Source organism: Streptococcus sanguinis (assembly GCF_013343115.1).
GTDB classification, from domain to species: domain Bacteria; phylum Bacillota; class Bacilli; order Lactobacillales; family Streptococcaceae; genus Streptococcus; species Streptococcus sanguinis_H.
Genome location: NZ_CP054570.1, coordinates 1,349,837 through 1,365,616 on the forward strand (window position 1 = coordinate 1,349,837; position 15,780 = coordinate 1,365,616).

The 15,780-nt window shown below is 44.2% G+C and carries 13 protein-coding genes; all 13 read right to left on the reverse strand.

Going from position 1 to position 15,780, the window contains the following annotated elements; translation table 11 throughout:
* Nucleotides 1-14 precede the first annotated feature (14 nt).
* Entirely contained in the window at nt 15-1,520 is a 1,506-nt protein-coding gene (gene atpA, locus FOC72_RS06415) for a F0F1 ATP synthase subunit alpha (RefSeq protein ID WP_002895997.1), read from the reverse strand.
* A gap of 15 nt (nt 1,521-1,535) precedes the next feature.
* Nucleotides 1,536-2,072: a F0F1 ATP synthase subunit delta gene (locus FOC72_RS06420; protein WP_002895998.1), complete on the reverse strand. Its 537-nt coding sequence runs from the start codon at nt 2,070-2,072 to the stop codon at nt 1,536-1,538.
* On the reverse strand, nt 2,072-2,566 hold the full coding sequence (gene atpF / locus FOC72_RS06425; protein ID WP_002896001.1) for a F0F1 ATP synthase subunit B: 495 nt from the start codon (nt 2,564-2,566) through the stop codon (nt 2,072-2,074). Before atpF ends, FOC72_RS06420 begins: the two co-directional genes overlap by 1 nt.
* A gap of 18 nt (nt 2,567-2,584) precedes the next feature.
* The gene (atpB, locus tag FOC72_RS06430; protein ID WP_002896002.1) at nt 2,585-3,301 is read right to left on the reverse strand and encodes a F0F1 ATP synthase subunit A; all 717 of its coding nucleotides are present in this window, start codon (nt 3,299-3,301) and stop codon (nt 2,585-2,587) included.
* Nucleotides 3,302-3,336: 35 nt separating this feature from the next.
* Nucleotides 3,337-3,537: a F0F1 ATP synthase subunit C gene (locus tag FOC72_RS06435; RefSeq protein ID WP_002896005.1), complete on the reverse strand. Its 201-nt coding sequence runs from the start codon at nt 3,535-3,537 to the stop codon at nt 3,337-3,339.
* Between the two features lie 264 nt (nt 3,538-3,801).
* Nucleotides 3,802-4,743, reverse strand: coding sequence for a mannose-6-phosphate isomerase, class I (gene manA / locus FOC72_RS06440; protein WP_002896007.1), 942 nt, complete (start codon nt 4,741-4,743; stop codon nt 3,802-3,804).
* Between the two features lie 124 nt (nt 4,744-4,867).
* Entirely contained in the window at nt 4,868-5,368 is a 501-nt protein-coding gene (locus FOC72_RS06445) for a phosphatase PAP2 family protein (RefSeq protein ID WP_002896009.1), read from the reverse strand.
* 142 nt (nt 5,369-5,510) lie between these two features.
* A complete protein-coding gene (locus FOC72_RS06450) occupies nt 5,511-7,907 on the reverse strand; it encodes a glycogen/starch/alpha-glucan phosphorylase (protein WP_002896010.1) in 2,397 nt (798 codons plus the stop codon).
* Between the two features lie 213 nt (nt 7,908-8,120).
* Complete coding sequence (glgA, locus tag FOC72_RS06455; protein WP_002896011.1) at nt 8,121-9,551, reverse strand: glycogen synthase GlgA; 1,431 nt, start codon at nt 9,549-9,551, stop codon at nt 8,121-8,123.
* Nucleotides 9,548-10,687, reverse strand: coding sequence for a glucose-1-phosphate adenylyltransferase subunit GlgD (gene glgD / locus FOC72_RS06460; RefSeq protein WP_002896012.1), 1,140 nt, complete (start codon nt 10,685-10,687; stop codon nt 9,548-9,550). Before glgD ends, glgA begins: the two co-directional genes overlap by 4 nt.
* On the reverse strand, nt 10,677-11,819 hold the full coding sequence (locus FOC72_RS06465; protein WP_002896013.1) for a glucose-1-phosphate adenylyltransferase: 1,143 nt from the start codon (nt 11,817-11,819) through the stop codon (nt 10,677-10,679). Before FOC72_RS06465 ends, glgD begins: the two co-directional genes overlap by 11 nt.
* Nucleotides 11,820-11,825: 6 nt before the next feature.
* A complete protein-coding gene (gene glgB / locus FOC72_RS06470; RefSeq protein WP_002896014.1) occupies nt 11,826-13,736 on the reverse strand; it encodes a 1,4-alpha-glucan branching protein GlgB in 1,911 nt (636 codons plus the stop codon).
* A gap of 385 nt (nt 13,737-14,121) precedes the next feature.
* Nucleotides 14,122-15,546, reverse strand: coding sequence for an NADP-dependent glyceraldehyde-3-phosphate dehydrogenase (locus FOC72_RS06475; RefSeq protein WP_002896015.1), 1,425 nt, complete (start codon nt 15,544-15,546; stop codon nt 14,122-14,124).
* Nucleotides 15,547-15,780: the final 234 nt, after the last annotated feature.

A 15,780-nucleotide genomic window follows, 5' to 3' on the forward strand; every position in this document is an offset into this window, starting at 1 on the left:
TGACACCTCGATCCTTATTTGAAGCTAGACTGGTCAATAAACTCAGTAATGGCAGCATCCAAGACTTCCTCACTTGGAAGGTCTTTCGTTGTCCGAATGGTTTCATAAATGCTTTCTTGATGTGCATCAAAGTAGGCAAATAATTCTGACTCAAAGCGCAAAATATCATCTACTGGCACACTGTCTAAGAAACCATGGGTCAAAGCATAGAGAATCACGACCTGCTTTTCAACCGGCAGCGGCTCATGAATCGGCTGTTTCAAGACTTCAACAGTCCTGCGGCCACGATTGAGCTTGGCCTGCGTTGCCGCATCCAAATCACTACCAAACTTAGTAAAGGCCTCAAGCTCCCGATAAGAAGCTAGGTCGATACGCAGGGTTCCAGCTACTTTCTTCATAGCTTTGATTTGGGCAGAGCCCCCAACCCGTGATACAGAAGAACCTGCATCAATGGCTGGACGTACCCCAGCATTGAACAGGCTGTCGCTGAGGAAAATTTGTCCGTCAGTGATTGAAATCACGTTGGTCGCGATATAGGCCGAAATATCTCCTGCCTGCGTTTCAATAAATGGCAGAGCTGTAATTGAACCACCGCCCAGCTCATCAGAAACCTTGGCTGAACGTTCCAAGAGACGGCTATGTAGATAGAAAACATCTCCTGGAAAGGCCTCACGGCCTGGCGGACGACGGAGCAAGAGGGACAGTTCACGATAGGCCACCGCCTGCTTAGACAAGTCATCATAGACAATCAAAACATGCTTGCCATTATACATGAACTCTTCTGCCATCGCTACACCAGCATAAGGCGCTAGGAAAAGCAAGGGGGACGGCTGTGAAGCAGAGGCTGTCACGACAATCGTATAGTCCAAAGCACCATACTGACGCAGCGTTTCTACCTGCGTACGGACTGTGGATTCTTTCTGACCAATGGCCACATAGATACAAATCATATCCTGACCTTTCTGGTTCAGGATGGCATCAATGGCAATAGTCGTCTTCCCAGTCTGACGGTCCCCGATAATCAGCTCCCGCTGGCCACGGCCAATCGGAACCAAGGCATCAATTGCCTTGAGACCTGTCTGCAAAGGCTCAGATACTGACTTACGCTGCATGACACCCGGAGCCGGCGTTTCAACCGGACGTGTCTTGTCCGTGACAATGTCACCAAGTCCATCAACAGGACGACCCAGCGGATCAACAACCCGCCCAATCAAGGCCTCGCCCACAGGAACTTCCATGATTTTACCAGTCCGACGAATGGTATCTCCCTCACGAATGTCTGTAAAGTCTCCCAAGATGATAATCCCAACATCGGTCGACTCTAGATTTTGCGCCATACCATAAGAGCCATTTTCAAAGATTAAGAGCTCTCCGCTCATAGCCTTATCCAGACCATGAGCACGCGCGATTCCATCACCAATATAAGTGACGACCCCTGTTTCTGTGACGTCAAAATTTGGCTGGAAATTTTCAATTTGTTGCTTAATTAAAGCGCTGATTTCTTGTGCGTTAATCGCCAAAATTCACACCACTTTCTATTTCAATTTTTCTTTTACGACTTGCAATTGACGTTTTATGCTTGCATCAATTGTTTTGTTATTGGCAGAGATGACAAAACCGCCAATCAAGCTGCTGTCCAATTCTTCCTTGAGCGAGCGGACTTTTAGGCCCATCTTCTGCTCAATAATCGGTCGAATCTTCTCCTTCTGACTGACTGTCAAAGGCTCAACAGAGCGCAGCGTCACTTCAAACTCATTGCTGATCTTTTCAAGCTGGTGCTGACTCTCCAGCACAATCTCATAAAAGAGGTCCTCACGATGATTGAGAATGACGATTTCAATCAGATTATCAAGCAGCTGGGAGCCTGAGTTTTGAAAGAGCCGCAGACTCTTTTCTTTCTCGTGGTCACTGATGCCGATATGTGACAAAAAGTCAGCAAGGCCGGTCTCCGCGAAAACAGCCTTAATCTGACTCAGTTTTTCAAAAACATCTTCTTGCTGACCTTTTTCAAAGACCGTCTGAACAAAAGGCAAAGCATATTTCTCAATGATTGCATATTGCTTCTTATCCATCAGGCATCTCCTAACTGTTTGATATAGCGGTCAATGAGCTCGCTCTGAGCTTCCTTATCCAGCTCCTGACTCAAAATCTTACTAGCCAGAGTTACTGTCAAGTCGGCTACTTCTCCTTTGATGCTGCTCATAGCCTCTGCCTTGTTTTGGGCAATTTCCTGATTGGCTTTAGCTTTCAAACGCCCTGCTTCTTCTGCCGCATTAGCTAGGATTCCAGCCTTGTTCTTTTCAGCTGTCTCCTTAGCTGTCTCAACGATAGAAACTGCTTCGACCCGACTGCCTGCCAGAGCGTCCTCACGCTTTTGCGCCAAGTCTTCAGCTTTCTTACGGGCAGCTTCTGCACCATCAATATCGTCTGAAATCTTTTGAGCACGCTGATCTAAAATCCCGATAATATTGCCCCAAGCAAACTTCTTAATGAGAAATACTAAAAGAAGAAAGGAGCCGGCAATAAAGATAAAGTTGCCAATAATTTCACCTACGGTTATATTCATTTTATCTATCCTTTCTTTTTATTCTACCTCACCATTAATCTTTTTACCAAGATACATAGATGTTAGCATGGTAAAAACATAGGCTTGGATACAGGAAATGAAGATGGAAAAACCAGTCCAAACCATGTTCATAATAAAGGCAATTGGATACCAATACGCTGCTTGATGTGCCCAAGTCAAGAGCAAACCAGCCAATACTTCACCTGCAAAAATATTCCCATAAATCCGCAAGGCTAGCGAAGCAAAATTGGTAAATTCTTCCAAGATATTCATGGGTGTCATGATACCTGGAGTCACAAAACCTTTCAGATATCCTTTTATACCTTGACGACGGATTCCTTCTACATGACAGAATACCGTCACTAAAAGAGAGAAGCCTAGGTCAAAAGCGAGATTGGCTGTCGGCGATGTCCAGAGATTGAAACCATTGGTTGTCTGAACCTTAGCCATTAACCCCAAGTTATTTGCCACAGCAACGAAAAGAAAGAGGGAGAATAGAAAAAGCGAGTAATTCTTCATATAATGCTCGCCAACGTTTCCCTTGGTAAAATCTATGACAAAGTCATAGATATATTCCAAAGCATTCTGCTTTCTTGACGGCTTAATCGTCATCTTTCGACTTGCCCAATAAACAAGTCCAAAAGTTACAAACACCGTCAGCAGAGTCATGGCCAGCAGGGTCAAATCAAAGGTCACAGGACCTATATTGATAGTTGGATTAATACTTTCTTCCAACAGATGACACCCCCTTTTCTAAAGAGAATCCTTTCTTATTTGATAACAAAGGACATAGCCAGCGTTACAAAGAAAGTACCTTCAACAAAGGCTACTCCCAAGATTAGGAGGCTTCGTAATTGACCGATAATTTCTGGCTGACGAGCTGCCGCCTTAAATAGATTACTCATAATCATACCTTCAGCAATTGATACGCCCAAGCAGGCCAAACAAAGTCCTAAATATGTTAAATTCATGATGACTTCTCCTTTATATTTTAAAATTTACTTCCTTAGTTTACTCCTAAAATATCAAATAGTCAATCTTTTGCCACCGTTGTAAGCGTTTTTTGTTTCATTCTTTTGATTTATAAATTTTCCTGTCAAAACAATTGAATTATTATTGATATACAAACTATTCTGCTATATAAATAAGAAGAAAGTGATTAAAATTTCACTTATTTCATATATTTTTTAAAGAAAAAAGAGCAAAGTGATTATTTGCTCTTGATTTTCCTATAGTTATGGATGGCTGACAATCAGCTGCAAATCTCCAGACAAGGTCCATTCTGTAACATCGCTAGGCAGGATGAAATGCTCCCCTTTTTCAAGAGGATAAACTGCCCCACCAACTTCTAGCTTACCGACACCTTCCAAGACACTGACCAAGCTATAGTCTGCTGTCTTTTTAAAATTGACCGAACCAGCGATATCCCACTTGTAAACAGCAAAGAAGTCATTGGCCACCAAAAGAGTTGAAGTCAAACTATCTGCCTGAATGGTAACAGGACGGCTATTGGCTGGCTCACCGATAGTCAAAACATCAATAGACTGCTCCAAATGCAGCTCGCGAAGATTACCAGCATCGTCCTTACGATCAAAGTCATAGACACGGTAGGTCGTGTCACTGGACTGCTGAGTTTCTAAAATCAGAATCCCCGATCCAATGGCATGCATGGTGCCACTTGGTACATAGAAGAAGTCACCAGCCTTGACTGGGATTTTGGTCAGAAGATGGTCCCAGTCCTTGCTCTCAATCTGCTGGCGCAGCTCTTCCTTGCTCCTAGCATTGTGACCATAGATAATCTCTGCTCCTTCGTCTGCAGCAATGACATACCAGCATTCAGTCTTACCAAGCTCCCCTTCGTGCTCTAGTCCATAAGCATCATCAGGATGGACCTGAACACTGAGCCAGTCATTGGCATCTAAAATCTTGGTCAAAAGCGGAAAGACTGGCTCTGGGCGATTGCCAAAAAGCTCACGGTGCTTGGCATAGAGAACATCTAACTTCTGGCCGGCAAATCGCCCGTTCTTGACGGTTGACACACCATTGGGATGAGCCGAGATAGCCCAGTATTCCCCTACATGGTCGCTGGGAATCTCATAGCCAAAGACATCCCGCAGCTTGGTTCCGCCCCAAATCTTCTCCTGCATCACAGACTGTAGAAATAATGGTTCTGACATAGTAGACTCCTTAAATATTTTTTACATCCAGCAAGGAATACCCCTTGGTGTCGAAACGGTTGTTACTGCTTTCATTATAATATAGCATAGGCACTTTGTCTACTATCTGCTGAAAGCAATTCCTTTATAATAAAAAAAGTAAAGCTCCCCAGCAAATGCCGCAAAGATAGCCGACCAGTACATCCTTTGGATAGTGCACTCCGCCAATCACGCGCACTACGCCCAGCCCTGCTGAAAGCAAGAGGCAGATAAGCCCCGGCAGCCAGAAAAAGTAGAGCAGGCACATAGAAATCACTGTAGCCGAAAAGACATGGCGGCTGGGCATGGATTTACCTGATGTATCCTTGGCCAGCAAGGGCTGAATAGCCCATTTCTCGTAAGGGCGTGCTTGATTCAGCCGTTTACGAATAGCTGACAACAGACCAAATCCAATCGCTGGCAGGAAGAAAAAAGCAAGCAGCCCTTTCCAGCCTTCTGTCAGAAAGGCGCTGATTAGAACGAGGCCATAAACAATAGGTATGAAGAGGGTCATTCCCCGATTGAAGTAAACCAGCCCTTTCAGCCACTGAGGGCGACTGCGAAAGGGAGTCGTTAATTGTTGATAAAAAATCGTGTAGTCTTTCATGCTTGCTTACCCTGCTTTTCTAAAAATTGGACTCTCATACTTTCTCTACTATAGCATATTTCTAGACAAGATGGTAGTTTGATAGCAAAAGAGACTGAGACCCAGGCCCCAATCTCTTATTGTTTATGTTTTCTCAGGAGTATTATTTCTCCAAGTTCCAGATTTCCTTGGCATATTGCTCAATGGTATCGTCTGAGGTAAACTTATCAGATGTAGCGATATTAATCAAGCTCATGCGGGCCCATTTTTCTTTGTCACGATAGAGAGCATCAATCTTCTCTTGAGCTTCTATATAGGCATGAAAGTCTTCCAAGAGGAAGTATTCGTCATTGTGGGTGATGAGGGCTTCGTAGATTTCAGAGCCTTCTTCACGGACGTTTGGAATGGTGCCGTTGACAAAGGTATCGACCACTCGGCGAATATCTGGATTGCTTTCATAGACACCTCGTGAGTAATAATCATGGCGGGCATAGTGCTCGTAAACTTGGTCCTTGTCCATCCCGAAAATAACAATGTTGTCGTCACCGACCTCGTCCTTGATTTCGATATTGGCTCCGTCCAATGTAGCCAGAGTAATGGCACCTGTCATCATGAACTTCATGTTGGAAGTACCAGAAGCCTCCTTGGAAGCCAGAGAAATCTGCTCTGATACATCTGCCGCAGGAATGATGAGCTCAGCTAGGCTGACCCGGTAGTTTTCTAGGAAAACAACCTTGAGTTTACCTTGCAGACTTTCATCCTTGTTGACCAGATTAGCCACTTCATTGATCAGCTTAATGACCGACTTGGCAAAGTGGTAGCCTGGAGCAGCCTTGGCACCGAAGATAAAGACGCGTGGCACCATATCCTTATTAGGATTGTCCTTGAGGTCCCAGTAGAGCTTGATGATATGAAGCAGGTTAAGCAGCTGACGCTTGTAGGCGTGGAGGCGTTTCACCTGGACATCAAAGATGGCTTCTGTAGAGACTTCCACTCCTGTTGATTCCTTGATGAAGTCAGCCAGACGAGCCTTGGCTTCTTGCTTCACTCGGTAGAAATCGCCCAGCACTTGCTGATTGTCCTTGAATTCCAAAAGCTTACGCAGCTCATGAATATCACTTCTCCAGCCCTTACCAATTAGTTTATCAATCTCAGCTGACAGAGGCTGGTCAGCAATTTGCAGCCAGCGGCGCTGGATAATCCCGTTGGTCTTGTTATTAAACTTCTCTGGATAAATGCTGTAGAAATCACGCAAGGTGTCTTCTTTGAGCAGTTCGGTGTGGAGTTTGGCAACACCATTGATTGAATGACCACCGATGATAGCCAAGTGAGCCATGTGGATTCGATTATCTTTGACAATCCGAGTGTTTTCGATGACTTGCGGATCAAGGCCACGCCCAGCCATTTCAGCTACATAGCGGTTGTCAATTTCTAGGATAATCTGATAAACCCGCGGCAGGACATTCTTAAAGAGCTCTGCATCCCATTTTTCCAAGGCTTCAGACAAAATGGTGTGGTTGGTATAGCTCATGGTTTTAACTGTAGCATTCCAAGCATCTGCCCATTCCAAATCGTACTCATCCACCAAGAGACGCATAAACTCAGCCGGTGCGACAGCTGGGTGGGTATCGTTGATATGGACAGAGACCTTCTCATGAATATCCTTGAGCGGACGCCCTTGCTTGAGGTAGGATTTGATAATGGTCTGCAGACCTGCACTGGTCATAAAGTATTCCTGAATCAAGCGTAGCTCTTTTCCTTCGTAGCTAGAATCGTCTGGATAGAGAATGGCAGTGATGTCTTGCACCCGGCGACGAGCTTCAATAGTCGGATAGTCCAGTTCATACTCTTCTGGAATTTCAACATCCCAAAGACGGAGATTGTTGACATTGTCATTGCCAAAGCCAATCTGCGGCACATCGTAAGGCACCGCACGCAAGGTTTTGGAATTCTCATAAAGAGGCACAATCCGGCCCTTTTCATTGGCGTGGAGGGAAACATTTCCGAAGATTTTAACATCAACAATATCATGGTCCTTACGGGTTTCCCAGACATTGCCCAGACTGCCAAACCAAGCATCAGGAATTTCTACCTGATAGCCATCTACGATGCGTTGCTTAAAGAGGCCATAGCGATAGCGAATCCCATTTCCAAATCCTGGATAGCCAGTGGTTGCCAGCGAGTCCATAAAGGCAGCCGCCAAGCGGCCCAGACCGCCATTCCCCAAGGCCATGTCATACTCAGCATTCTTAACATCTTCAAAGTCAACGCCCAAATCGGCAAAGCCTTCCTTAACCATATCGAGGATACCTAAGTTGAGCAGATTTGTTTCCAGCATGCGCCCTGGAAGAAACTCAATAGAAAAGTAATAAGCTGTCTTTTGCTGCTGCTCAATCAACTGATTGCGGCGCTCCAGCCAAAGGGGCGTGATATACTTGCGGACAGTGCTGGCCAAAGCCTGAAAAAGCTCCACTGAAGTCGCATCGGCAACCTTAATCAGCTGTCTTTCATGTAGAATATCCTTAAAATCTCGAATAAAACGTTCTTTTGTTAGTTCCATAGTGGATGGTTATCTCCCTTTCTTAATAGCGGGAAGCAGATTTAAACGTAGAAATACTTTTTTCAATCAAGATGGGAATAGCTCACTTCAGCCACAAGCTAAAAACAGAGCTCCAACACAGTATGATAATATATAAAAATGTAATTCTCACGGAAATCCTCCCTTGTCCAATGGGCAAGAGAGGATTTGCTTATACTGATTCCAAAGTAAATGTTATAGGAGTGATTGATATAAATCACTGTATGCCTTGCTGGCTGTATCCCAAGAGAAGTCTCTCTCCATCGCCTGCTCTTGCAGAGATTTCCAAGCTTCCTTGTCATCGGCATAAAGCCTGAGTGCTTCCTTGAAGGTCCAAGTCAGCCAGTAGCCAGAAAAGTTATTGAAGCTAAAGCCAGTTCCCTGTCCTGTATAAGCATTGTAAGGCTCGACGGTATCACGCAGACCGCCCACTTCATGCACCAAAGGCAGGGTTCCGTAGCGCATAGCCATCATTTGTGACAGGCCACAAGGTTCGAAACGGCTTGGCATGAGGAAAATATCGCTGGCAGCGTAAATCTCCTGAGCCAAGGTCACATCAAAGAGGATGTTGGCTGAAAGCTTATTAGGATAGGCATGACCAAACCAAGCGAAAGCCTGCTCAAAAGCTGGATCGCCTGTTCCCAAGAGGATAATCTGCACATCTTCCTGGAGGAGATTATGCAGCTCTTCCACTACCAAATCAAAGCCTTTCTGACGGGTCAGACGGGAAACAATCCCAACAACCGGCACACCATCACGCACAGGCAGACCAACTCGCTCTTGCAAAGCCCGCTTATTTTCTAGTTTACCAGATAAGTCAGATTTGTCAAAGTGATGAGCTAATAGCGGATCCGTTTCTGGATTATATATATCTGTATCAATACCGTTGACAATTCCGACCAGCTTACCGGACTCCATCCGCAGGATTTGATCCAAATTGCAGCCAAATTCTGGTGTACGGATTTCACCCGCATAGCTTGGTGATACAGTCGTCACTCGGTCCGCATAGAGAATACCAGCCTTCATCCAGTTAAGACAGTCATTCCAACGCAGGGTTCCGTCTGCATAGCGCTCATAGCCCACTCCAAACAGTTCCCAAAGCATGCTGTCAGGGAATTGGCCTTGGAATTCCAGATTATGGATGGTCAAGACAGTTTTGATATTCTGATATGCTTGAATCCAATGGTATTTTTCCTTAACCAAGAAAGGAATCATAGCTGTATGATAATCGTGAACATGCAGAACATCCGGAACGAAATCAATCCGCTCCATCAGCTCTACGGCTGCTAACTGGAAGTAAGCAAAGCGCTCACCATCATCAAAATCCCCGTAAACATGGCCGCGGAAGAAATAATGCTGATTGTCAATAAAATAGAAAGACACGCCGTTCAAGACCAGTCGCTTGACCCCAACGTATTGGCGACGCCAGCCAACACTGACTTCAAAGTAGAAAAGATCTTCCACCTGGTCGCCAAATTTGGCATGGGTCATGTCATAGTAAGGCAGAATGACACCAACTTCATGGCCAGCCTTGACCAGTGATTTGGGGAGAGCGCCGATAACGTCTCCCAAACCACCCGTCTTAGAAAATGGGGCTCCTTCTGCTGCTACAAATAAAATCTTCATCGAATTATGTCCTCTGTAACTTTTTGGCCCTTCTTGACTACGATTGGGTCTTCTGCAGTTCCGCGAATCACCACTCCTTCGCCAATTTCAACACCCTTGTCCACAATCGCGTACTCAACAGTTGCATTTTCTCCAACTTTCACTCGAGGGAAGAGAACACTGTGTTTGACACTGCTTCCAGTCTTAATCTTGGTATTCCGTGAAATTACAGAATTGATGACCTCACCTTCCACAATGCTTCCTGACGCAAACTGGGAGCGAGATACTTTTGAAGACTCAGCATAGTAAGTTGGCTCTTCATTCTTAACCTTGGTGTAAATCTTTTGGTTCGGACTGAAGAGAGAGTAGAATTTCTTACTTTCAAGCATATCGATGTTGGATCTGTAGTAGGTCTCTACAGAATAGATATTCGCCAGATAGCCTGTATATTCGTAGGCAAATGCCCCTTCCTGAGTTGCTAAATCACGCAGGACATAGCGAAGTTTTTGCGGATGCTCTTTCTTAGCTTCTTCTTCCAGCTTTTCAATTAGCCAAGGAGTATCCACTACAAAGATGTCTGTAGACATATTGAAGAGCTCAGCATCTTCTCGGCCATCAAAGAGTTTATGCCCTCTGACATGGTCTGTTTCGTCAATATCTAGGACAGCATTCACATCCGAGATATTTTCCTTGTGCAATTTCTTATAGACAACTGTGATTGGCTGTTCTGTTGTATTGTGCAAATGGAAAACTTGATTGAGGTCAATATTAACCAGGATATCGCAGTTAAGTGCAACAGTTTGGTTAGAACCAGAACGTTTAAGGTAGGTCAAAAGCTGCTTATAGTATTCCTCACCAACTGTAGAGCTTTCTACACGGGTATTGTAGATTCCTAGGTAATAGTGGCTGAGCAAGGTAGACAGACCCCACTCACGACCAGAACGAATATGGTCAAAGACAGAGCTGATATTGTCCTGCTGGAAGATACCAAAGACACTGCGGATACCAGCATTGGCAAGACTTGAAAGCGGGAAGTCAATCAAGCGGTATTTCCCACCGAATGGCAAGCTGGCTACTGGACGATGATTTGTCAGAGTTGACATGTCATGGAATCCGACTGTATTTCCTAAAATTGCTGAGTATTTATCAATCTTCATCTTTTGGTACCCCCACTTTCTCGTTGTATCCGACAACAAATACTTCCTCTGTGCCATCTATTTCTACACCTTCAGCAATGATGGCTCCTTCTCCGATAATAGCCCGCTTGATCTTAGCGTCTTTGCCAATAACAGCTCCACTCATGATGACAGAGTCTTCAATGACTGCACCCTTTTTGACCTGAGCACCAGTAGAAAGAATAGAGTGTTTTACTGTACCGTCAACGAAACAGCCATCAACGACCAGCGAGTCTTCCACGTGGGAATTTTCACTGATGAAGTTTGGCGGAGAAATCAAGTTGCGAGAATAAATTTTCCAGCGACGATTGCGGCTATCCAGAGCATTTTCTGGGCTGATGTATTCCATGTTGGCTTCCCAGAGAGACTCTACTGTACCAACGTCTTTCCAATAGCCTTCAAAATCATAAGCATAAACGCTTTCACCAGATTCAAGATAGTTAGGGATAACATTCTTACCAAAGTCAGACATATCCACATTACTCTTTTCAGCAGCTACCAGCATATTACGCAGACGTTGCCAGTCAAAGATATAAATCCCCATAGAAGCCTTGGTTGACTTAGGATTTTCTGGTTTTTCTTCAAATTCAACAATCCGATTATTAGCATCTGTATTCATGATACCGAAACGGCTGGCTTCTTTGAGAGGCACATCCAGAACGGCTACTGTCAAGCTGGCATTGTTGTCCTTGTGAGATTGAAGCATGTCATCATAGTCCATCTTGTAGATATGGTCCCCAGACAAAATCAGGACATACTCAGGATTGATACTGTCGATATAGTCAATATTTTGATAAATCGCATGACTGGTACCTTCAAACCAACGATTCCCTTCGCTCGCAGAATAAGGCTGAAGAATGGACACGCCTGAGTTAATACCATCGAGCCCCCAGCTAGAACCATTTCCGATATGACTGTTCAGAGCTAGTGGTTGGTATTGAGTAATGACACCGACATTATGAATACCGGAGTTGGCACAGTTAGACAAGGCGAAGTCAATAATACGATAGCGGCCGCCAAACTGTACCGCAGGTTTTGCGATACTCTGTGTGAGCTTTCCAAGACGAGTTCCTTGCCCGCCGGCAAGAATCAAAGCTAGCATTTCATTCTTCATAGACTATTACTCCTTTGTGGAATCTTTTTTAACATTTTTTCGAGCAATCCGACGCTTGATCTTCCAGATGCTGGCTCCAAGAGCTGGCAGTGTAAAGGTCAAGGTCTGTGGATAATCTTTCCAAAGTCCTTCTTGAGACTGAACTGTTTCGTTATGTTCCTTCCAAACACCTCCCCATTCTTCTAATTCAGTGTTCCATACTTCTTCATAAATGGCTTCCACTGGAACACCAATGGTAAAGTTCTTCCGCTCTACCGGCGCCATATTAAATACACAAACTAACATATCTCCTTTTTCAGTCTTACGAATAAAGGAGAGGACACTTTGATCAACATTATCTGCATCTATGATTTCGATGCCATCATAGCTCAGATCAATCTCCCAAAGTGGACGATTGTCTTTATAGAAGGCATTGAGTGCAGCAGTAAAGCCCTGCATCTTCTTGTTCATCTGATCGTCCAAATTAGACCATTCTAGTTGCTCTTCTGACTTCCATTCTAAGAACTGACCAAATTCTGATCCCATAAAGAGCAATTTCTTGCCCGGATGGCAGATTTGGTAGGTCAGCAAGTTGCGGAGCCCTGCAAATTGATTGTAACGGTCGCCCCACATCTTGTGCATGAGACTCTTCTTGCCATGAACCACTTCATCATGCGAGAATGGCAGTAGGAAGTTTTCAGAGAATACGTACATAAAGCTAAAGGTTACCAGATTAAAATCGTACTTACGATAAATCGGATCTTCCTCGTAGAAACGAAGGATATCATTCATCCAGCCCATATTCCACTTGTAGTCAAAACCTAGACCACCCAGCTCTCTCATGCCAGTAATCTTGGTCTCTGAGGAGCTTTCCTCTGCAATCATCATGACATCAGGATGAGCTAATTTGATAACCGTATTGAGACGCTGCAGGAAGTAATAGCCTTCATAATTGCGATTGCCGCCATCTTTATTTGGCTGCCAAGGACCGCTGTCATAGTCCAGATAGAGCATATTGCTGACAGCATCGACCCGAATTCCGTCCAGATGATAAAAATCAATCCAGAATTTAATGCTGGAAATCAAGAAAGACTGAACTTGATTTTTACCCAAATCAAAGTTGAGAGCACCCCAGCCATAGTTATGGGCGCGATCGTGGTCCTGATACTCGAAAGTCGGTGTCCCATCATAGTAGGCCAAAGCATCATCATTAATAGTGAAATGACCTGGTACCCAGTCCACAATGACACCGATATTGTTCAAGTGACATTCTTCAACAAAGTCCTGAAATTCCTCAGGTGTGCCATAGGTATGCTCAAAGGCGAAGTAGCCCATGAGCTGATAGCCCCAGCTAAGTCCCAGTGGATGAGCCATAAGCGGCATGAATTCCACATGCGTGTAGTTCATCTCCACCAGATAAGGAATCAAGTCTTCTTTTAACTGAGCAAAGCTATAAGGACTGCCGTCTTCATTGCGTTTCCAAGATCCGGCATGCACTTCATAGATATTGACCGGCCGAGAGAAGAAGCCCCAACGCTTCCGGCGTGCCAGCCAAAGACCGTCTTTCCACTTCTTCTCAGGAATAGTGCGAATAACTGCTCCAGTACCCGGACGCTCTTCCAGATAGATAGCCAGCGGATCAATTTTTAAAATTTCCTGACCACTGCTACGCTTGATATTGTACTTGTATATATCACCTTCCTTAGGCAGCTCCGTGAAGACTTCCCAAACGCCCGCTTCATTTCGGACCATAGGAATCTGCTCTTCATACCAATTGGTGAAATCTCCAATCAAATGGACACTCTGAGCATTAGGCGCCCAAACGCGGAAAGAGTAGCCAGACTTGCCGTCCACTTCATCCTGATGCGCCCCTAGATAATGCTGTAAATGAAAGTTTTCACCTGTTGTAAAGGTTCTTAATGCTTCGTTCTTATCCATGCAATCACCTTTCTATTTGTAAGCGTTTTCTATAATACTATTCTACATTATTTTTATCTCTTTTTCAAGTAAATTTCAAATATCCTTACGGAAAATTACTAAAACCGAACATTAGCTGAAATTAGTAATAAATGAGAGAGAAAACACTGCATTTTGTGCCTCTAAGTATGTTTTTATTCCTTTTTCACTAAATATAGGAGCTATCCAAAACAAGAAAAAGATGAAAATTTTCATAAAGATATAGACCAATATGTAAATTTACATTTTAAAATAATAAGCAATTAAACATATAAATGATTAATTCTTTTCAAATGGTTCGATAATCTTGTTAAATTTACAAGTTCATCAAGGTAAGAAAAAAGGCCGCACAAAGCCGCCTTTCTCATTATTTCACATCAAACACGATGGATTTCACTTGTGTCATCGCTTCGATACTGTAACGAATCCCTTGCACTCCGGCTCCAGAACCCTTAACACCAAGGAATGGGAAGTTATCTGGACCACGTTGGGTCTTATTATTGATGTGTACAGTACCCACTTCCAGTTTCTCAGCAATTTCAAATGCTTTAGGGAAATCATTTGTAAAGACTGAAGATTGAAGACCAAATTCTGACTGGTTACAGATCTGGATAGCCTCTTCAACGGAAGTCACACGAATAATCGGAAGAACAGGACCAAATGGCTCTTCCCAAGCTAATTTCATATCCAGTGTCACATGGTCAAACAAGGCAGGCCAGATGAGATTTGCTTCACGTTTGATTTCTGTCAGGGCTGATGCTCCCTTTTCTTGAGCATCTTCAATCAAGCCCCAGATGAAATCTGCTGATGCATGATCAATGACTGGTGTGATATCCGCATTATCAAAGGGATTACCAACCGTCAGTTTCTCTACCTCTGCCTGAAGCAGCGCCGCTAATTTATCTGCTACGCTCTCCATGACAATGACACGTTTAATAGCCGTACAGCGCTGACCGGAATAACTGTATGCCCCGCCAATAATCTGCTTAGCTGCATGCTCCAAGTCGGCATCTTCCAGCACAACTGCAGCATCCTTACCACCCAATTCAAGCATAATTGGACGCATACCAGCCAACTTACCGATGCGTTCACCGATTGGAGTGGAGCCGGTAAAGTTAATGTAGTTCACTTCCTTATGCTCAATGATGTAGTCCCCGATTTCTGAACCGCGGCCAGTGATGGTATTGAAAACACCAGCAGGCAGACCTGCCTCAGCAAAAGCCTGAGCCAAGAGCAAACCAGAGATTGAGCCTTGAGTAGGTGGCTTAAACATCACGACATTTCCGCCGATAAGCGCAGGAGCAATTTTCGAAGCTGACAGGTTGACTGGGTAATTAAATGGTGCAATGGCCAGTACAACTCCTACAGGCTCACGACGGACCACAGCCAATTTTTTCTTGCTGGCAGCTTCAAAGCCGCCACCTTCCATAACCTGGCCATGAATACGAATCCCTTCTTCAGCCGCATAGCGAATCAAGTCTGCTGTCCGGACGACTTCTCCGACTGCCGCTTTGATCCCCTTGGCAACTTCTTTTGCAAGGATTTCACCGATCTTCTCCTGATCGCGCTCCAAAATATCCGCAACCTTATGCAAATAAGCTGCACGTTCAACTGCTGAAAGAGCTCGCCAAGCTGGCAAAGCCGCACGAGCGCTCGCCATCGCATAGTCGACCTCTGCCTGAGTCATGGCAGGCACAGTTCCTAAAATCTCATTGTTGATAGGAGATGAGATGGTAATTTCATTTTCAGAAACTTTCCACTCTCCATTTATATAGTTTTTATATTGTGTCACTTGTCCCCTCCAAAATGTTATTAAATATTATTTTACCAAATTTTCTGAAAATTTCAACCAAAAGTTATAAATTTAAAGAATTTTTTCACAATTAAGATAGATCATCTAAGTTTGTTCATATTAGATCTGCTTATTTTTGTTTTCTTTGATTTCAACTTTATGCTCAAGCTTCACTCTGCCCCTGAAGAAAACTAAAAAAGACCAGGAAAATCTCCCTGATCTTAATTTTTCAGA